The sequence below is a fragment of the Streptomyces sp. NPDC000348 genome (assembly GCF_042898795.1).
Taxonomy (GTDB): Bacteria; Actinomycetota; Actinomycetes; order Streptomycetales; family Streptomycetaceae; genus Streptomyces.
This window is the reverse complement of sequence record NZ_JBIAZD010000007.1, coordinates 348,322-366,697: the sequence shown is the minus strand read 5'-3', so window position 1 is coordinate 366,697 and position 18,376 is coordinate 348,322. Positions and strand designations below refer to the sequence as shown.

Genomic DNA, 18,376 nt, shown 5'->3' with positions numbered 1-18,376 from the left:
GAAGGACATAGAGGCACCGCCTGCTTCTTGTGGCCGGCATGGTCGGTGCCGTCCAGCGTGAAGTGGCGCAGGGCGGTGAACTGGGCCTCGATGCGGTTGAGCCAGGAACTGTCGGCGTGCAGGCGGACCCGACGTTGCTGGCCGCGGCCCAGTCGCTGACCCGGTTTTCCTACCTCGTGGTCAGGTGCGGCGAGAAGTTGTCGAGCACGATCGTGATACGGGTCTTGGGCGGGTAGGGGCTGCGCAGGTAGCGGCAGAACTCCAGGAACCTCGTCCGGTTCTTCTTCGGCTTGATGTGCCCGTAGAGCTTGTCCTTGGCCAGGTCGTAGGCGGCGAACAGGTGCCGGACCCCGTGCGGGCGGGTGCAGGTCGCCCGTCTCCGGGGTCTCGCTTCCCGTTCGGGGTCCGTATGCTTGCCGCCGCGCTCGGCCCACTGCCCGCCGGGGTGTGGCTGGAGGTTGAGCGGACCGAACTCGTCCAGGCAGAAAATGACTTCGGGCTCGTCCTCCTCGGGTACGACCTCACCGTCGGCGATGGCATAGAGGTGCCCGACGCGGGCTTCTTGGCGGCGTGGTCGAGGTCGTGGGAGGTCTTCCAGGTCTTTGTGCGTTGAAAGGAGACGCCCTCCTCGCGGAGCAGGACCCGAAGGCCCTCGTGGCTGATGTCGTCGGCCATCCCCTCGGCGACCAGAAAGTCGGCCGGCTCGGCCAGGCTCCAGGTCGAGAACGGCAGGCCGTGCTCGGCCGGCTTGGCCTTGGCGATCTTCTTGTTCTCGCGCCGCTCGGGCCGGGTGAACACCTTGCGCCGACCGCCCTCGCACTCCGGGGAGAGCGCCTCGAAGCTGTTCGCGTTGAAGTTGCGGATCACGTCCCGGACCCGGTCCTCGCTGGTGAACGTCCCCTCGGCGATCTTCGCCATGAGCATGCCCTGCGCGGACAGCAACACCATCTGGGCGCACCGCCAGGTCACCACCGCCCCGGTGCCCCGGCGGATGATCCGCAGCAGGCGCTGTCCCTCGTCGTCATCGACCTCGCGGACGCATACTCGTTCTACCGCCCAGACAGCCTGGCGAACACCGCGCCGTCCGGACCAACATCCGAACGGCGCGTCACATCATCACAGGGCAAAGGTTCTCCGATGTGGCACTAGCAGGATGCGGCGATGTCCATCCGGTCATTTCCCGGCGGGAGTGCCCAAGAACCCCGCGCCGCCGGACGGGCCGCGGTCGTCGGCAGCGTGACCGGGCTGCGGACATCACCTCGCCGCTCGAGTAGGGACGCCTTACCCCTGGTATGCAAGGGTCGTCATCATCCCGGACTCCGAGTGGTAGATGTTGTGGCAGTGCAGCATCCACAGTCCGGGGTTGTCCGCGTCGAAGTCCGCCACCAGCTTGTTGTGCGGCAGCACGATCGACGTGTCCTTGCGGGCACCGTTCGAGTCCACGCCGGCGAGGGAGAACGTGTGGCCGTGCAGATGCACGGGATGCCACATGTGGGTGGCGTTGATGACCACCAGCCGCACGCGCTCGCCCCGTTCGACCTTGTGGAGCGTGTCCGGGTTGTAGGGCTCGTGGTCGATTCCCCAGTCGTACTCCTTCATGCCACCGGTCAGCTTGACCCGGACCAGCCGGTCGTACCTGCGGCGGGGCATCGCCACCGACTCGTCCGGCCCGAGCCGACGGGCGGACACCAGCACCTCACGGTCCAGCTCCGCAGGGTGCGCGGACGGCTTGGGGACCGCTCCGGCGCCCGTACGCAGGACGGCCATGGCCCGACCCCCCTTCCCCTCGGCGAGCGCGACAAGCGGGAAGACACCCGACTGCGCGGTGATCAGCACGTCGTACCGCTCGGCCATACCGATGACCAGCGCGTCCGTCTTATACGGCTGCACGGGAAAGCCGTCGCTGTGGGTGATGGTCATCCGGTGTCCGCCGAGCGCCACCCGGAAGGCCGACTCCCCGCCGGCGTTGATGATGCGCAGCCTGATCCGGTCGCCGGGCTTGGCCGTGAACTGCGTGGGGTCGTCCGCTGTGCGCCCGTTGATCAGGTAGTAGGGGTAGGCGATGTGTCCCGTGTGACCGCCGAGCAGCTTGCTGGTGGCTCCCGCCATCAGTCGCTTCGGCCCTTTCCGCCGGTACGGCGACGGCGAGGGTGCCCGTCCGGAGCCCTTCCCGTCGTCCGCTCCCCCGGACTCAGCGTCCGCCAAAGCCCCGCCACCGGCCCCCACGGGTCCCTCCGGCCTGTTGCCGTGCCCCACCGGGGGCTTGCCCTTACGGAGCTGGTAGAGAACATCGTCTGGGGTGGAGCCGCCCACTCCGTCGATCCAGTCGTCCAGCACGACAATCCACTCGTGGTCGTACCCGAGTGGCTCCTTCGGGTCGTCGACGATGAGTGGCGCGTACAGGCCACGGTCAACCTGCATCCCCATGTGAGGGTGGAACCAGTAGGTGCCGGGATGCGTCGCGGTGAAGCGGTAGTCGAACGTCTCACCGGGTTCGACCGGCCGCTGCGTCACACCGGGCACACCGTCCATGTCGTTGCGCAGCGCAATACCGTGCCAGTGCACGGTCGTCGCCTCCGGCAGGTGGTTGGCCAGCGTCAACGCCACAGTGTCACCTGCGGTGACCCGCACCTCCCGGCCCGGCAGCAACCCCTCGTACGTCCACGACCTGAAGGTACGTCCGGCGCCCAACTCGACCGGCGACGGGGTGGCCCTCAGCGTGTGCTTACGGAGCGGTTCGGCGGGGGCCGGATGTGCCCCGCCGACCTCTCTGCCGTTCGGAGCGGATCCGGCGGGCGCGGGCGCGCCCGGGTGGCCGCCGTCGCGCGAGCCGGCAGGGGAGCAGGCGGCGAGCAGCCCGGAACCCGCGGCCGCGATACCGGCGCCGAGTACGGCGCGACGTGTGGGGGAGGTCTGATTGGTGCGGTCCGTGCGCATGACTGGGTGTACCTCGCTGGTCGGGAGAAGGCAGGTGAAGGTGTGGGTCTGTCACCACCGCCCGGACAGGACGAGACGGCCGGAGGCGCTCTTCCTCACGAGGCACCGACGGGGCGGTGAGCACATCCGGTGGGCGGCGGAACCGACTGTTGCGGAGATCGGCGAGCGTCCCTCGCCGGTGTCCGGAGCGCAGCTCAGTGCGGCCGTGCGGATATCCCGAGCGGCAGGGCAGCGGACGGCACCTGCCGTCCGCGCAGGCCGCGCCCGCATCCGGCCCTCGGGTCAGTCACCATGTGAGCACACTACCCCCGCCAGGTATAAATTCGGGATATATGGGCAGCATCGACACGATCATGCGATCAGCCCGCCCCAAGGCCCAGGGCGGCAGGCCCGGCCGGAATACGGCGGCAGCACCGTGCGCGCACGTCGTCGCCTTGAGGGTGCCCGCTAACGAGCTCGTGCACGGTAGGCGGTGAGGCGTCGGGCTCCTGATCGTCGATCATGGTCGTGTGGTGGGGACGCGTCTCGTGCAGCGATCATCGGCGACCGGAGGATCACCGGCCTGTCGGCCGACGTGATCGCTGAACTCGTCGCTGAGCTGGGCCCGTTGTGGCATGAACGGCACCAGGCCGGGCTCGCGTCCAGGCCACGGAAGCAGGCTGTGGGCGCGGGCATCAAGTACCGGCTGGTGTTCGTCGAGGTGATGATCGCGGTGCCCGAGACGAGGCCGAAGTTCCAGCCCAGCCCCAGCAGGGCGAGTGCGAGCGCGAGGAGCGCGATCGAGTCGCCGGGGGCGAGCGCGGCGAGACCGCCGGAGGCCAGCAGGGTGATAGCGGAGGCGGCGGCAATCTTCATGCGGCCGTAGCGGTCGACGAGCCAGCCGGTGAGCGGGGAGGGCAGGTACATGGCTCCGATGTGGATGCCGATGACGAGGCCGGAGGCGGCAGTGGAGTGGCCGTGGTCGTGCATGTGGACCGGCGTCATCGTCATGATCACGACCATGACGAGCCGGGTGAGGACCATGACCAGCGCGCCGAGGACCACGCCGCCGCGTCCCTCGCCTGTGTCGGCGGCTTCGGTGGCGGCCGGGTTGGCTGCGGCGTCGGCTTCCTCGGCCTGGGCGACGGCGCGGGCCAGGAGCAGCGGGTCGGGGCGGAGCCAGAGGGTGAGGACGAGCGCGGCCAGCGCGTAGGCGGTTCCGGAGATGACGAAGAGTCCGGCGAGGTGGGGGATGCCGAGGTGTTCGGCGAGGGTGCCTGCGGGGGCGGCGAGGTTGGGGCCGGCGACGCCGCCGAGGGTGGTGGCGACCAGGACGGTGGAGACCGCGCGGGCGCGGTGGCCGACCGGTGCGAGGTCGGCTCCGGCGTAGCGGGCTTGGAGGTTGGTGGCGGTGCCGGCGCCGTAGACGAGCAGGGCGGTGAACAGCAGGGCCGGGTTGTCCACGACGGCGGCGATGATGACGCCGGCCGAACCGACGGCGCCGGTGAGGTAGCCGATGGCGAGGCCGGGACGGCGGCCTCGGGCCTGGGAGATGCGGCCGACGGCGACGGCGGTGAGGGCGGAACCGGCGGTGAACAGGGCGCCGGGCAGGACGGAGCTTGATGCGGTGAGTCGCACGGAATCCGTGCGCGCCTTGCCGCAGCCGCTGCGGGCGTCGGGTCGGTGGGGCTACCTGCTGGTGGCGGTGAGGCCGAGGGCGACGTCGTTCGCGCCGGCGGGCGCCGCGAGGACGGCTCGGGCCGCGCGTTCGCCGGCGGCGAGGGCGCCTTCGATGTGTCCGGCGTGGTCGGTGGCCGTCTCGGTCGAGGCCCAGTGCAGCCGTCCGTTGAGCGATGGCTGCTGGTAGGGGCGGTGGCCGAAGAGCGAGTAGTCGGCGAGGCGCTGCACGGTGGAGGGGGCGGTCCACCGCTCGGTGCTCCAGTCCCGTACGTGCAGGGCCGCGAGGAAGCCTGCGGCCGGACCGAAGAGCCGGACGAGCTGGGCAGTGACGGCCTGCCGGAAGCCGGGGCGGACGGTGTGGGCGTGCGCGAAACCGAAGAGCGCGGCGGGCTCGCCGACACCGGGCGACCAGGATCGGCGGACGTAGCCACGTCCCGTGCTCTTCCCAGTGCTGGCCCACATCGGGGCGGCGAACCGGGACCATCCCCAGGGGTGTGGGGAGCAGAAGCTGGAGGGCCCCGCAAAGGCGCCTGGCTCTGTTCGCGAAAGTGAGCAGCGCTTCGGAAGGCATGCGACGACTGGCCGGTGATCCACATGTTCACGAGTTCTGGTTCCGGCTCAACTTCTGTGACGCGGCCACGCTGAGTGACGGCTGAGCTTCTCCGGGCAGTAGATGAGGTCGCCCGAAAATGAGCCGCGGTCAAGGCGGTTGGGATGACAGTTCGGGGCCGTGGAAGAGATCGTGCTCCGGTTGAAGGAGCTGTTGTTCCCGTCGATCGCGGACGTTGCGGTGCTGTCGGTGGAGGTGAGCATCGCGATAGTGCGGGTCGACGCGGAATGCACTGCGAACGGTGCCACTTGCCCGGCGTGCGGGGTCTGGTCGAATCGGGTTCATGGTTCCTACCTGCGGTTTCCCGCTGATGTGCCCAGCGCCGGACGAAGCGTCGTTCTTCAGCTGAGGGTCCGCCGGTTCGCTTGCGGGAACTCGGGGTGCACCCGCCGCACCTTCGTCGAGCAGCTACCCGGTCTGACTCGTCGGCACGGTCAGCGGACCGAGCGGCTGCGCGCGACGCCGGCCGCGGTCGGTCTCGCCCTGGCGGGCCGTGCCGACGCCCGCCTGAGCTCCGCGCTCGGGGTCTGCGTCAGCCGGAACACCGTCCTGCGCCTGGTCGACGCCCTTCCCGAGCCGGAAGTGCCCGCCCCGCGTATGGTCGGCGTTGACGAGTACGCCACCCGCAAGGGCCGCCCCTACGGCACCGTTCTCGTCGACGTCGAAACCCGCCGCCCTGTCGACCTGCTGCCCGACCGGGAGGCATCGAGCCTGGCGGCCTGGCTCGCCGACCGGCCCGGCATCGAGGTCGTGCGCAGGGACCGGGCGCCGTTCTTCGCCGAGGGCGTCACCGCCGGTGCGCCGCAGGCCGTCCAGGTCGCGGACCGGTGACATCTCTGGCACAACCTCAGCGAGGCCACCGAGCGGAGCGTCGCCCAGCACCGTCGCTGCCTCCGCGCTCTGGTCCCCACGGTCCCCGAATCCGGACCCAAGGTTGTTCAGGCCGCGGACTCGTCCGGTTCCCCTTGGCCGCGCGGGCACCGATTCGCCGACCGGCCCCGGGTCCGGCATGCCGCCGCCCACGCACTGCGGACGGCGGGACACCGCCGGCGCTCGGTCCAGCGGCAGCTCAGGATGACCTACCGCACCGTCAAACAGTTCGCCGACACCGCGACGCCTGAAGAGCTGTTCACCGGTCAGTGGCAGAACCGGCCCTCCGTCCTCGACGACTGCAAGCCCTACCTGGACGACCGCTGGAGCGAGGGCTGCACCAACACCTGGGAGCCGTGGGAGGAGATCGTGCCACTCGGCTACAAGGGCAGCTACCAGCGCGTTCGCGCCTACCTGCACGACAAGCGCACCTCACCGCAGCCGGTGACCGCCCGGCCGCCCTCGCCCCGGACCGTCGCCGGGTGGATCCTCCGCCGTCCGGACACCCTCACCGAGACCGAGCAACTCCAGCTCAAGGCTGTCCGGACGCACTGCTCCGAACTCGACGCCCTCACCGGGCACGTCCGCTCCTTCGCGCCCATGCTCACCGAGCGCCAGGGCGAGCGCCTGCCCGAGTGGCTCGACGCCGTCCGGCAGGACGACCTGCCCAGCCTCCACACCCTCGCCGCGGGCATCGACCGCGACGCCGTCATCGCCGGCCTCACTTTGCCGTGGAGTCCTGGCGTCGTCGAAGGGCACGTCAACCGGATCAAGATGCTCAAGCGCCAGATGTTCGACCGGGCCGGCTTCCAGCTGCTGAGGAAGCGAGTCCTGCTCGCAGGATGAGCTCCGGTGCCGTGCGATAGATTGCGGGCGACACGAGAGAAGAGCTCGCATGGACTCCCGCCTCCCGCGGTTGCGACGCAAGCTGGCACGCATCCCCTACGCGCCCAACCGAAGCCACTCCTTTGGGGAGGAGCGGCACGAATTTCGTCTCGGCTCCCGCCTCACCAAAGGTCGGGCAGATGCCTTTCAGGCCGAGCATGACGTGGAACTCCCGCAGCCCTACCGAGACTTCCTCACCAACATGGGCGGCAGTGGTGCGTCTCCGTACTACGGACTGATCCCGTTGGAGGACTGCACGCTCTTCACGATGAACTCCAGAGACGCCAGCACGGGCTCAAGAGGATTCAGCCGGGCCTGTCGCCCCACCCGCCGTGGTGACCTGTTCCTGCACGTCATCGAACGCGGCTGCAGCGATCTCGTCCTCATAGGCATAACCGGCCCTCTCACCGGGCGCATGCTCATCGGCAACGCAGACGGCTTCTGGGGCCCCAACGTCTCCTCAGCCCCGGACTTTCTCGCCTGGTACGAACGATGGCTCGACCACATGGCTGCCGGACAGGACAACCGGGCTCTGGAGCTCACCTCACCCCAGCTCCGAGCGCATCCGATTCGGCAGCGGCTCGCTCACTCGCCGTGACCGCTCCACAAAACCTGAGCCGGAACCCGAGATACGACAGCAGCTGTTCCCCACTCCGGACGGCACCCGGCCCTCTGATGTCCGAGCGGTGTGAGGGATGGCTGTGGGTTCACCGGACAACGGGCCCACTGTCCGAAGCGTCGAGCATCACGCGGAACATGGGCCGGTGCTGTCAGGACTGGGCGGCCGGCTTGAGGCTGTCCTGGCACCACTGGCGGAACCCGGTGGCGGTGGTGGAGCGCGGGTCGCGGGGTTCGGCGTCGTAGATCCCGTTGTTCTGCGCCTCGACCATGTCCGCCATGTCCTGCGCCAGCACCGGGCTCATGCCGCGCTGCACCATCGCGTCCAGGAAGTCGGCCAGTGGGACCTGGCGGTAGCGGACGGTGCGGCCCAGGATGTCGGAGATGACCTCGGCCATGGCGTTGGGGGTCAGGTCGTCGGGGCCGGCCAAGGGGACGCGGGCCTGCCCGCTCCAGGAGGTGTCGAGGAGGAGTTCTGTCGCGGCGGCGGCGACGTCTCGGGTGGCGACGGTCGGCAGCGGCCGGCCTGCCTCGTTTGCCATGACGAACGTCCCCTGCTCTGTCATCACCGGGGCCTGGCGGAGCAGGTTCTCCATGAAGAACGGAAGGGCCAGCGCCCGGTAGTGCACGCCGGTGTCCTTGATCAGTTCGTCCATGGCCAGTGCGGCCGACAGGAGTCCGGCCTCGCCCTGGTATCCGTGGCCCAGGGTGGTGACGCCCACCACCCGGATGCCGCGGTTCGCGGCCTCTTGGGCTGCGGACCGGGTGAACTCCAGGTAGTACTCCTTGGCCCTGTGGGTGGTGCGGAATCCGGCCGGTGGCACGAGCCAGAACATCCGGTCGGCGCCCTCAATCGCTTTTGCGATCGTGTCGGCGTCGCCATGGGAGCCCTGCGCCACCTCGGCGCGGGCGCGCACGTGCATCGGCAGTCGGGAGGGGTCGCGGGCGATCACGCGGACCGCTTCCCCGGCGTCCAGGAGACGGTCCACGACCTGTCGGCCGATGTCGCCGGTGGGGGTGGTGATGACGATCATGATTTACCTCCGTGAGAAACGGTCGGCAGCGGAACCTCAGGGGGCGTTGCCGGTTTCCGAGTCAACCTGGCGCGACGACGCAGGTGAAGGACCGCCCTGGTCGCCATTGATACCTTGGAGGTATGAGTGATCTGGAGGTGCGGCAGCTCCGCTACTTCGTCGCGGTCGCGGAGGAGCTGCACTTCGGACGTGCCGCCGACCGGCTGGGCATGGCGCAGCCCCCGCTGTCCCGTACGATCCGGGAGCTTGAACGGCAGCTCGGCGTGACGCTGTTCGAGCGGACCACCCGGCAGGTGAAGCTCACCGCGGCCGGGGAAGTCCTGCTGCGCGACGCCCGGACCGCGCTGGAGGCGGTCACCGCGGCCGCCCACCGGGCAAAACGGGCAGGCAGCGCATCGCCGCGACTGCGGATCGCGCTCAAGGCCGACATCGACGGCGGCCTGCTGCCGCAGATCCTGGACGCCTACGGCGCCGACGACGCGTCCCTGCCATCGGAACTGGTCCTCGGGGGCTTCGGCGAGCAGCCACAGGCACTGCGCGACGGCCTCGCCGACGTGGGACTCGTCCTGTCCCCCTTCGACGAACGCGGCCTGGACAGCGAGCCGCTGCTGACCGAGCCGGTCCTGGTCGCTCTTGCCGCCACCGACCCGCTGGCCGCCCGGACCCGGCTGTGCCTGGACGACTTGGCCGGCCGGAAGCTCCCCGGCGGCTCCCCCGCAAGCCACGGCCGGGCTGTCGAGCACACCCCTGGCTCCGGAGAGTCCAAGCCGGCCTCGAACCTGTCAGAGATCTTCAGCCTCGTCGAGACGGGTAGCGTCGTGTTCTTCGCGCCCCTCTCGGTAGCCCGGCGATACCCGCGCCCCGGCATCGTCTACCGCCCGGTCAACGACCTCCCGGACTCCACCCTGGCCATCGCCTGGCCCCAGGACGCCCGTTCCCCGGCCGTCGCCGCCTTCGTGCGCGCCGCCTGCAGCGTCGCAGCCGTCCAGCGGGCACAAGCCAGATCCCTCAGGCAGAACACGGCCCCCTGAACTACACCCGCCCCGGCCTGACCCCACCGCCTGGACCGGCCCACCAGCTGCCCCGTACCGACAGCCCTTCATCAGTGCCAACCGCGTTCAGCGCCAGCCCTGCTCGATTCCTTTCACCGTCTGAGCACTGCCGGTCACGTCCGCTTGCTCCTATGTCAAGCAGCTGCTGCGAGGTGGGTCTGTGGCTCCTCGACAGGGCGAGCGTCGCGGCGCAAGGCCCGGTGGACGACGTCGGAAAGCCTGCGTTTGAGGGCGCGGACTGATTCGGTACTGGTGTCGCCGGCCTGACGGCGGCGCTGTAGGTAGTCCCGCGCTTCGGGGTGGTAGTGGGCTTGCGTGATCGCGATCCGGTGTAGTGCGACGTTGAGCTGGCGGTTTCCCATACGGCTGAGGCGGTGACGTTCGCGGTTGCCGGACCACACGGGCAGAGGCGCGGTCCCGTTGTGTCGTGCGTAGGCGCTCTTGGACTTGAAGCGTGTGATCCCGGCGGTCTCCCCGAGAATCTTTGCTGCGGTGAGAGCTCCGCAGCCGGGAATCTCCAAGAGAGCCGGGGCCAGGTGGTGGACGAGGGTGGTGATCTCAGCTTCCAGGGCCCGGACGGTCTCGGTGAGCTCTTGGCAGCGGGCCAGCAGTTGCCTGGCCAGGCGTGCGACGAGGCCGTTTCGGCCGTCGAGGAAGGCCGCGCCGCCGGTGCGAGGCAAGCGCGGCCGGCCCCGGCGCCGCCCGGACGTGGTGCTGGCCGAGCGGCTATGACCAAGACAAGTACCGTCGCCTGGTCTGGGATCTCGGCGTGAAGCCGCTGATCGCCCGTCGGGGCACCGAGCACGGCTCCGGACCCGGCACCCAACGCTGGTTCGCAGAACGTGCCTTCGCCCACCTGCGCTGGTTCCGCAGCCTGCGGATCCGCTGGGAGATCCGCGATGACATCCACGAAGCCTTCCTCACCCCGGGATGCGCACTCATCTGCCGGCGGCGCCTGGTGTCGGCGTACGCCTGAACGTGCTCAGCCCCGTACAGGTGAACGTGCTCGGTTGATGATGCGCTGACCACGGGTTCTCGTCAGTCCGCAGTGGACCGTCGACAGTGTCGGACGGCCGGGCACTTCTCATGCCACCTTGATGACAACCTTGCCCGAGGTGTGACCGTTCTCGACGGTGGCGAGGGCGGCCGGGGCGTCGGAGAGCGGATGGACCGCGGTGATGACGGGTGCGAGGAGTCCGTCGAGGGCCAGCCGGGCCGACCGCTCCAGGTTCTCGCGGTCGACGCGACGCTCGACGAAACGCCCACCGAGATCGGGCACAGACATATCACCCACAGCGATGACGTTGCGGGGATCCTGGGCCAGCGGAGCGACCGTCCGCAGCGAGGCGCCTCCGGCCAGGTCGACGATCCCGTCGAAGCCGTCCGGAACCAGCCCGCGTGCCGCGGCGGCGACGTCCTCGGCGGTGTAGTCGATGAACCGCACCCCGATGGCCTCGGCGTGCTCGCGTTTGGCGGTACTCCCGGTGCCGATCACACGCAGCTCGCGCCCGATGGCCAGCCGGGCGACGGCGAGGCCGACCCCGCCCCCGACTCCGTTGACCAGGACCGTGGCACCGGCCGGGAGGTTGAGCTGGTCGAGCGCGTCCACCGCGGTCGTCCCGGCTACTGGCAGCGTTGCCGCCACGGTCGCGGACAGACCCTCCGGGATGCGCGCGGTGTTCGGCGCGGACAGCACCGTCGTCTCGGCGTAGGTGCCGCCACCGGTGAGTGCGAAGCCGAAGACCGCGTCACCCACCTCGAGCCCGTTGACGTCCTCGCCCCGGGCGAGAACGGTTCCGGCTGCCTCCATGCCCAGTACGCGGGGAAACGGACGCCCGCCGTCGAGCCCGTCGACCAGACCCGAGCGCAGAAGGTGGTCGAGGGGATTCACGCCGGCGACGTCGACCCGGATCAGCACCTCGCCGCGACCGGGGACAGGGTCGGGACGATCGAAGAACTCCTGCACCTCGGGCCCGCCATACCTGCCGAAACCCCATGCCTGCCCCATCTTCCGCCGCCTCTCGTACGACCGACCCGGTGATTCCGGGCGTTGTCGCCATCCTCACCTCTGACATTGATGTGAGGGGCAACCGGCTGAGATGCAGATCACAGCATCAGGCCGACCGCGCCACCGGTTCCGGGGCCGTGGACAGCTCCGCCCGGTGTCGGCTGTTGGCCCTGATCAGCACGTCGAGTGCGTCCCGGGTCTCGATCAGGTGCGCGATGTCGGCGTCGATCCGGTCGCGCTCGCGCATCATCGCCGCGAACGTCTCCTCGGCGACGTCCAGGTCGCTCGGGACGTCCACACACGGCAGCACAGTCGCGATCACCCTGCTGGACATACCCGCATCGAACAGCTGTCGGATGAGTGACACGCGCTGGACCGCAGCATCGGAATAGTGACGCTGCCCCGCGTCGGAGCGTGAGCTGGTCAGCAGGCCCTGCTCTTCGTAGTACCGCAGTGAGCGCGGACTCACGCCCGTGCGCTTGGACAACTCACCTATCCGCATCCCTGGGAGCCTACGCCCGCGTGCTCCAGGTTCAGACCGCCGTCGAGTCATGGACGCTCACGGACACCCCCACGGCCGCAGGGTTGTCCCCCCGGTCCCACGACTGAGCACGTTCGCCTGTACACGCCTGAGCCCTTTTCTCGGTACGCCGGCACCTGGCAGAAGTTCAGCGCCGCCACTCATGGACACCCGGCGAGGGCTGAAGGACCTCGCTCGGCCACTCCTTCAACACTCGCCCAAGCAGCCTCCGCTGCTCGTCGATCCAACCCCCTTCAAGGTTCATGGGAAGGAACACGGAGACGCACGAACTGCCCGGATCCTCCACATGGACTGCGGGAGTCTCATGCTCTTCGTTGTGCGGCTGGATCCTGATCCCAGGACTGTGGTCATCGTCCCTCCAGCGGATGTCCTGCCCCGCAGCAAGGAGATCCAGAGCCCGGGACCAGTCCTCCAGGTCGGAAGGGAACAGGGACATGGCCAAACGACCACTGACGAAGCTGCTCGTGACCAGAACCTCCGCGTCGAGCTGGTCGTGAAGATGCAACACGCCCGGCGACCGACGCCCCGGCACACGCACCCGGAAGCCGTTGTCACCATCCGAGAGGCTGATCAGTTCCACCGTGCATCCCTCTGCGCTGTCCACCTTCAACCGCCAAGGCCCATGGTGTGAAACCAGAGCCCCAGCCACAACCAGATTGCCACCACCTCATTCCGTCAGGAGTTCTTGTTCCGGAGGCGTCGCATTCCGGTGCCCAGTCGCCTCGTAGCATCAAGCGCGGGATCTGGCGAGGCGCGTGGGTCGCCACCTTCCTCGGACGGGGATCACAAGGAATGGCCTGGCCTCGTTTCGCACCGGCAAGGCAAGATCGACCGTGTGATACGCCATCCTGAGGACGATGCCGAGCTACTGGCCCTGGTCCGCCGCTATGTCACGCCCGAGCGGCGCTACCTGAAGCTCGGTGGCGGCTTGCTGCGCATGCGGAGTCCCGAGTCCGACCGATTCATGCAAGATCTCCGTGAGGACGCGGGACTCATCACCGCAGATGAAATCGCCACGCTTCTTGAAGGCGGCTGGCGCGAACGAAGAACCGCGGCTTGGCTCGTAGCCGTCTCCCGTCGGACCGAGTTCCGTGAGTGTCTCGGGGAACTCCTGCTGGCCAGCGAAGTCTGCTGCGTGGGGCTGGCCTATTGCGTGACCCTGGCCGGCTTCGGAACGGCGCGCGACGCTGATCTGTTCGCTGCCTACCTTGATCGCTACCTCCGTCGCCCTGACCTCGGATACGACCAGGCCATCGTCATGAGCGCTCTCCAGTTCGTCGACCTGAATCTTGGAGGTGATCAAGCCGACCGTTTCCTGGGCCCGGGCGGTCTGTGGCAGCAGTGGCTCCAGGATGCGCCTCACATGCAGGCTCACCTGGACCCCGTCCCCTCCTCCTTGAGTCTCATTCGTCGGCTTTGCGCGTTCGTCGACGAATGCGCCGAGCCCCATGTTCTCTGAGTGCTGTATTCCTGGCCAGGGACCACGGATCAGAGGTCTGAGCCGGCGTTGCGACAGCTCGTGATGTAGCCGGTCCAGTTGCGCTTGACGAAGTCCGTCCAGTCCACCGCGTTGTCGAGGGCTGCCTCCTTGTCGAGAGTCATGGGCCGGATGGGCTTGGCCCGGTCGACGCGGTACAGGCAGGCGACGCGCTTGCCGCCTCGGCAGATGACCTGCGCGACCGGGTCGTGTCCGCCGGGCCGTAAGCCCATGGCCCGCAGTCGCCTGCGGGTTGCGGGTCCCTTCGGCGCCTGCTTCCACCGGAACGACGAAGCCGGCGGATTCGCAGGATCTGAGGGTCGCCTGGTCGGGAACGCGCTGGCGGAGGGTGGGTTATGGCGTGATGAGGCACGCGGGTTCGTTCGGGGTGGCTGGGGCATGATGAGGTCTCCAAATCGGTGGGGGGGAGGGCCTCGATGGGTTACGAGGTGCAGGCGGTGATCGCGGGAGACGAGTTGCTGCGTGCCGCGTCACGGGGCGTTCCTGGCGCCCGGGTGGCGCCGCTGCGTCAGGGCCTGTCGCTTATGCCGATAACGGATGATGTCTTCGACGCCGGCACGGACGGCAGCATCGCGAGGGATCTGGGGTTTCGGCGGCTGCCAGGAGGCTTCGATAGGTTGCTCGCCCAGTGGTCCGCCGCAGGGCCCGTCGCCTATGCCGAGACCGGGTACTTCGGTGGCGTCGGCGAGCAACGGGCCGCCGTCCGGGGTGACGGGGCGCTCGCAGTGGGGCCACTGAATGCGCCGGCGAAGAAGTGGTTCTCGCGAGCAGTCAGCCCGATCCCGCAGGCTCTTCGGCAGCTCGGTGTGAGGAGCAGCCTGGGCGAGGACGAGTTCGAGGCCGTGGGACTGGACCGCCGTCGAAACAGCGACGACTGGATCTCTTCCGACACCTCTTGAGCCTGTGCCGGGCGGCGGCGACTTCCTGAATCCCGCACAACCTGGCAAATCGCTGGCCGAACTTGCGGAACCTGCCCGCAAATCGGAGAAGTCGACATGCACGCCCTGCAGACAGAACGAGGGCCCCTACCTGTTCATTTGCTCTCCCTACTGCCCTGAAGGGTGTTGCAGAAGGCCGTGATCACGCAGGTCGGAGTGGTATTCGGGCGTGGGTGGTCATGTGGCGAGGGCGAGGTTGTGCATGCGGGCGACGGCCTGGACGGTGTGGTGGGGGGCCATCGCCGCGTTTCCGGCAGTCGCGGAGGATCTTGTAGTTCTTCACGCGGGAGGAGGTGCGCTCGACGCGGGCGCGGACCTTGCGATGCTGCGCGTTGTCCTCTTCCTCGCCTTTCAACAGCGGGCGTCCGGGGCGTTTGCGGTGCGGGACGATAAGGCCGGTGTTGATGTAGGCGCCGACGAACTGGCTGCGGACCTGGCCGCCTACGCGAAGCGGCCGCCTGACCGGGCCGGCATCGTGGCACACGGCGGCGCTCCGGCTCGGTGATCAGCACCGGTTCGACACCCGGGAGCGGGGCATTGAGACACGCGGTGGTGGCCACCACCGCGGCGGCGCCGTTTGTCGGCGGGCTGCGCGGGCGCCGGTGAGACAGGCGAAGCGACAGGATCTGCATCCCCCGCAACCGTCTGACGCACTCTCGATCACGCCACTCCCCCGCGCTTTGTCTCATCTTCGAGGCCCGACAGGATGAGTCCACCATTCGCCTGCGGCCCGGGAGCGCTTCTTCCTCGAGCTCGGTACTCAGAGGATCCACTTTGTTTCATCACCGGACGGCGCCCTGATGCTGGGACGCTCTCAGCATGCACCTCGGACCAACCCGCACTACCGAAGAGTGGCCCGCAGGCAGTACGCGATCGGCTGGCGGCAGCCGACGACGCCCCGTACTCGGCTGCGCTCAGAGCCGTCACGCAGTCGGGGCCCGAACGACTCCGGCTCATGAAGGGGCGGGTTAACCTCAACGCTCCTTTCACAGGGCGCACGACAGACATAACCGACGAGTACACCGAGGACGTCGTGATCACCCGGCAGAAGGTGTACCGGCGCGCCAGCGGGACTCATGGGGTGTGGCAGGAGTTCCCTGCGTCGGTGGCAAAAGGGGGTATCCCCGTGGACCGGCTCCCGCAGTACGTGCGGCTGATGCTCGGTCACGGTGCGTCCGTGCACCGTGGGAGCGAGCCCTTGCGGGTATCGGCCCGCCTCACTCCGAAGGACATCGAGTCGGTGGACAGGACCGTCGGACGCAACTTGCGCCCCGCGACCGCCATCGACGCCGATGCATGGATCAACGACGAGGGCCGGGTCGTGCGCGTACGCCAGAAGATCCACTTCGCGTCCGACCCCGACATCGAAGCGACGCTCACGCTGACCGGCTTCAAGAGCTCCATGCCGGTGAACGCCCCCGCTGCGTCCTGAGTGTCAGCCAGGCCACCGCGCGGCATGGCAAAGCTGAGCACCTGCCTGGCAGAACGGGCCGACTGCGCTGCCCTCAGTCACGCTTGAGGGCTGGCCAGGCGGCCATGCGTGGCGGAGATGAAGCCGGTGGCTGCCTGAGCGTTCCCCTGGGGTGGGCGGGATGGGCAGGCGATGACCGGGCCCGGGCGTTGCGTGATTTCATGAGGGAGGTTTTGTCTCTTCGGTCGCTTCCAGAAGCCGGGGGCGAGACCTTCGGGGAGTCGCCTTTCGGGACGGCTCCCCGTTTTTCGTCGTGTGCCCTTCTGGCGTCGGTGCGGTCGGACACGCTGGGGCGGGGAGATCGTCTGCCGGGTGCCGGTGCCGGTGCCCGTCCGCAGCCGCGCGGTGACCGCCCGTGCGGGCTGTCATGTCAGGGCTGCATGCCGGGTCCGTGGCCGGGCAGGATGATCGTCAACGTCTCGGGGCGCCGTTCTGCGGCCTTTGGAACCGCTGTGCGCGGCGCTCGTCTTCCTCCGCGGCAAGCGGCCGCCGCCCCGGGTCCTTCCGGGATCTGGCCATGACCTCACGAGACCATGGTGGAGTGCTGTTGCGCCTTCCATATACCCCCGCCCGCACACGGAGCCCCGCGCGTTTCCGTACGGCAGCTCTCCGACAAGACATGCGCAGCCGGCGTCCCTTCGAACGTGCCCACTCGGTGACGCACCGCGGTGTGGTGCCTCTGTGGTGAGGGGAGAGCCGACCGTGTGCCTCACCGCGCGGCCCGAGAGTCAGCGTCCCTGGCGCGGGCGCCGGCGGCGGGCGCGCTGCGGGACCGTCGTGCGGGCGTGGTCAGGCCCTCGGCCTCGGTGGGGCCGGTGGCGGGTGAGGAGAAGCCGCCCGGCACGCTCGGCCGGGCAGCCGGCACCGCGCCGGCGGGTGGGGCAGCGGCGTGCCGGGCGGCGAACGCGCGCAGGAAGGCAAGGCGGCAGGAGCGCAGTCGGTGCGAGGCGCAGGCCCGCCGGACTCGGGACAGTCGGATTGATGCTTACCGCGCGGAGTTCGACCGCATCACCGCCACAACGCCCCTGCCCCATAGAACGCGCCCTGCCGCTGCTGCGCGAGCTCGCCGGCCCATCCGCCTGGAACCCGGCGCCGCTCTTGCGGCTCCACCGGACGACGGCCGTGGCCTGGCGCCCCGACACGCCCGGCGGCGACCGCAAGGTCTTCCCGCTCCTGCAAGAGGCCTACCGGATCACCAAACTGCTCACCTCGACACCACGCCACCGCTGACGGCCGTGCGGTCCCGTTGCGTGCCGGATCGGCCTGGGTACTGTGCCCAGGCCGATCCGGCGAACGCCGTGACGGCATCATGCGGTGTCAGTCAACGTGCGAGGCGGCCGCCCACCACAGACGTACCTCCTTGCGGACATCCGACGGCCGCAGTTCCCATCCCTGACCCAAGGCGGCCTCGGCCACGTATCCGGCACCCACGCCCCGGTAGTCACGAAGGGGGATGGCGCACTCCACGGGTGGCCGTGTCTTCTTGGGCTCGCGCGGGGCCGAGGCCAGAGTGGTCCAGTGGGCGACGCGTCGGTCGACCCGGGCCCGGTAGTACTCGGTGTCTCCCTCGTGGCGCAGCTCCGGCCAGGTCACGAACCAGGAACCCAGCCGGGCGATGCCGCCCAGCGTGTCATCCGTGAACCGCAGATAGCCGCGTTCGAAGCGGTTGCTCACGGCCGCGATCGCGTCAGCGAACAGTCCCACGATGAACAGCACGGCCGCGGCTGCCAGCCACAGCACGCACAGCGCCGGGAAGCACACCAGGGTGGCCGCAAAGCGCAGAGCCAACTGCCGGCGGGACCGGGCCGGTTCAGGCGTCCAGGTCGCGGGATCCTCGTAAGTGTGCATGGCAGGATTCTGCCGTAACCCCTCGGGGAGTGCGGATGCGGTGGGCAGCGATTGAGCATGCGGTTTGCCAAACACGCCCGTACCGCGCCGCATCGAGCCCGGCAGGTTGTGGCCGGCGAGAGGCCGCTGGCTGAGGGTAAGTCCGTTGGGAGAAGCGGATGTCGGCGCGGATTCGGCGGGTTGCGCGGGCGGACTTTCCGGACCGGCAGCCGCAGGTGGCGGCCGTGCTGCGGCATCGACGAGCCCGCCCGCGAAGACCTCGGCCAGGCGCGTACCCGCGACGATCCGCGGGCGGGGCTGCGCCGGTGCCTGGCCGAGCCTTCCCTGCCCTTAGCCGGGTTCTGCGTCCGCACCAAGACACCTTCCCCTCCATCGGCCAGGGCGCGGATGGAGGAACTGCACACCGG

General features: G+C 69.2%; 18 protein-coding genes and 3 pseudogenes. 9 read left to right on the top strand and 12 right to left on the bottom strand.

From position 1 onward, the window contains the following. Nucleotides 1–20 precede the first annotated feature (20 nt). The 4 genes and pseudogenes from ACFY3N_RS17210 to ACFY3N_RS17195 form a co-directional block, all read right to left on the bottom strand. Nucleotides 21–1,005, bottom strand: a pseudogene (locus ACFY3N_RS17210) (IS630 family transposase); the annotation flags it as partial. A gap of 276 nt (nucleotides 1,006–1,281) precedes the next feature. After that, entirely contained in the window at nucleotides 1,282–2,937 is a 1,656-nt protein-coding gene (locus tag ACFY3N_RS17205; RefSeq protein ID WP_390817500.1) for a multicopper oxidase family protein, read from the bottom strand. Between the two features lie 447 nt (nucleotides 2,938–3,384). After that, on the bottom strand, nucleotides 3,385–4,554 hold the full coding sequence (locus ACFY3N_RS17200; protein ID WP_390817499.1) for an MFS transporter: 1,170 nt from the start codon (nucleotides 4,552–4,554) through the stop codon (nucleotides 3,385–3,387). A gap of 51 nt (nucleotides 4,555–4,605) precedes the next feature. Continuing rightward, on the bottom strand, nucleotides 4,606–5,058 hold the full coding sequence (locus ACFY3N_RS17195) for an FAD-dependent oxidoreductase (protein WP_390817498.1): 453 nt from the start codon (nucleotides 5,056–5,058) through the stop codon (nucleotides 4,606–4,608). A 268-nt stretch (nucleotides 5,059–5,326) separates the two neighbouring features. On the opposite strand from ACFY3N_RS17195, the gene ACFY3N_RS17190 reads away from it, so the two are divergent. From ACFY3N_RS17190 to ACFY3N_RS17180, 3 genes are all read left to right on the top strand, one after another. Then, nucleotides 5,327–6,037, top strand: coding sequence for an ISL3 family transposase (locus ACFY3N_RS17190; protein WP_390817497.1), 711 nt, complete (start codon nucleotides 5,327–5,329; stop codon nucleotides 6,035–6,037). 243 nt (nucleotides 6,038–6,280) lie between these two features. Then, nucleotides 6,281–6,922: a transposase gene (locus tag ACFY3N_RS17185; protein ID WP_390817496.1), complete on the top strand. Its 642-nt coding sequence runs from the start codon at nucleotides 6,281–6,283 to the stop codon at nucleotides 6,920–6,922. Nucleotides 6,923–6,971: 49 nt separating this feature from the next. Beyond that, nucleotides 6,972–7,559 carry an SMI1/KNR4 family protein gene (locus ACFY3N_RS17180; protein ID WP_390817495.1) on the top strand — a complete coding sequence of 196 codons (588 nt, stop codon included), beginning with the start codon at nucleotides 6,972–6,974 and terminating at the stop codon, nucleotides 7,557–7,559. A gap of 172 nt (nucleotides 7,560–7,731) precedes the next feature. Here ACFY3N_RS17180 and ACFY3N_RS17175 read toward each other — a convergent pair whose 3' ends face one another. Further along, on the bottom strand, nucleotides 7,732–8,613 hold the full coding sequence (locus ACFY3N_RS17175; RefSeq protein WP_390817494.1) for an NAD(P)H-binding protein: 882 nt from the start codon (nucleotides 8,611–8,613) through the stop codon (nucleotides 7,732–7,734). 122 nt (nucleotides 8,614–8,735) lie between these two features. On the opposite strand from ACFY3N_RS17175, the gene ACFY3N_RS17170 reads away from it, so the two are divergent. Further along, nucleotides 8,736–9,644 carry a LysR family transcriptional regulator gene (locus ACFY3N_RS17170; RefSeq protein ID WP_390817493.1) on the top strand — a complete coding sequence of 303 codons (909 nt, stop codon included), beginning with the start codon at nucleotides 8,736–8,738 and terminating at the stop codon, nucleotides 9,642–9,644. Nucleotides 9,645–9,799: 155 nt separating this feature from the next. Here the strand turns inward: ACFY3N_RS17170 and ACFY3N_RS17165 are convergent, their stop codons facing one another. Beyond that, nucleotides 9,800–10,186, bottom strand: coding sequence for a transposase (locus ACFY3N_RS17165; RefSeq protein ID WP_390817492.1), 387 nt, complete (start codon nucleotides 10,184–10,186; stop codon nucleotides 9,800–9,802). 145 nt (nucleotides 10,187–10,331) lie between these two features. On the opposite strand from ACFY3N_RS17165, the pseudogene ACFY3N_RS17160 reads away from it, so the two are divergent. Continuing rightward, nucleotides 10,332–10,641 (top strand): annotated as a pseudogene (locus ACFY3N_RS17160) (IS5/IS1182 family transposase); the annotation flags it as partial. 108 nt (nucleotides 10,642–10,749) lie between these two features. Here ACFY3N_RS17160 and ACFY3N_RS17155 read toward each other — a convergent pair. The 3 genes from ACFY3N_RS17155 to ACFY3N_RS17145 form a co-directional block, all read right to left on the bottom strand. After that, nucleotides 10,750–11,673 (bottom strand): NADP-dependent oxidoreductase, encoded by a 924-nt coding sequence (locus tag ACFY3N_RS17155; protein ID WP_390817491.1) that lies wholly within the window; start codon nucleotides 11,671–11,673, stop codon nucleotides 10,750–10,752. A 106-nt stretch (nucleotides 11,674–11,779) separates the two neighbouring features. Continuing rightward, nucleotides 11,780–12,175, bottom strand: a complete 396-nt coding sequence (locus tag ACFY3N_RS17150; protein WP_390817490.1) for a MerR family transcriptional regulator — start codon at nucleotides 12,173–12,175, stop codon at nucleotides 11,780–11,782. A 166-nt stretch (nucleotides 12,176–12,341) separates the two neighbouring features. Next, a complete protein-coding gene (locus ACFY3N_RS17145) occupies nucleotides 12,342–12,794 on the bottom strand; it encodes a DUF5959 family protein (RefSeq protein WP_390817489.1) in 453 nt (150 codons plus the stop codon). 255 nt (nucleotides 12,795–13,049) lie between these two features. Between ACFY3N_RS17145 and ACFY3N_RS17140 the strand changes: the two genes are divergently transcribed. Beyond that, nucleotides 13,050–13,673, top strand: coding sequence for a DUF6000 family protein (locus ACFY3N_RS17140; RefSeq protein WP_390817488.1), 624 nt, complete (start codon nucleotides 13,050–13,052; stop codon nucleotides 13,671–13,673). A 29-nt stretch (nucleotides 13,674–13,702) separates the two neighbouring features. Here the strand turns inward: ACFY3N_RS17140 and ACFY3N_RS17135 are convergent, their stop codons facing one another. Then, complete coding sequence (locus ACFY3N_RS17135; protein WP_390817487.1) at nucleotides 13,703–14,092, bottom strand: RRQRL motif-containing zinc-binding protein; 390 nt, start codon at nucleotides 14,090–14,092, stop codon at nucleotides 13,703–13,705. Nucleotides 14,093–14,128: 36 nt separating this feature from the next. Here ACFY3N_RS17135 and ACFY3N_RS17130 point away from each other — a divergent pair, with 36 nt between their 5' ends. Beyond that, complete coding sequence (locus ACFY3N_RS17130; RefSeq protein ID WP_390817486.1) at nucleotides 14,129–14,611, top strand: hypothetical protein; 483 nt, start codon at nucleotides 14,129–14,131, stop codon at nucleotides 14,609–14,611. A 216-nt stretch (nucleotides 14,612–14,827) separates the two neighbouring features. Here ACFY3N_RS17130 and ACFY3N_RS17125 read toward each other — a convergent pair. Further along, nucleotides 14,828–15,065, bottom strand: a pseudogene (locus tag ACFY3N_RS17125) (transposase family protein); the annotation flags it as partial. A gap of 618 nt (nucleotides 15,066–15,683) precedes the next feature. Here ACFY3N_RS17125 and ACFY3N_RS17120 point away from each other — a divergent pair. Together ACFY3N_RS17120 and ACFY3N_RS17115 are read left to right on the top strand one after the other, a co-directional pair. Next, nucleotides 15,684–16,082, top strand: coding sequence for a hypothetical protein (locus ACFY3N_RS17120; RefSeq protein ID WP_390817485.1), 399 nt, complete (start codon nucleotides 15,684–15,686; stop codon nucleotides 16,080–16,082). A 1,020-nt stretch (nucleotides 16,083–17,102) separates the two neighbouring features. Further along, nucleotides 17,103–17,351 (top strand): hypothetical protein, encoded by a 249-nt coding sequence (locus tag ACFY3N_RS17115; protein WP_390817484.1) that lies wholly within the window; start codon nucleotides 17,103–17,105, stop codon nucleotides 17,349–17,351. Between the two features lie 87 nt (nucleotides 17,352–17,438). On the opposite strand, the gene ACFY3N_RS17110 is transcribed toward ACFY3N_RS17115, so the two are convergent. Then, nucleotides 17,439–17,969, bottom strand: a complete 531-nt coding sequence (locus tag ACFY3N_RS17110) for a hypothetical protein (RefSeq protein ID WP_390817483.1) — start codon at nucleotides 17,967–17,969, stop codon at nucleotides 17,439–17,441. Between the last annotated feature and the right edge of the window lie 407 nt (nucleotides 17,970–18,376).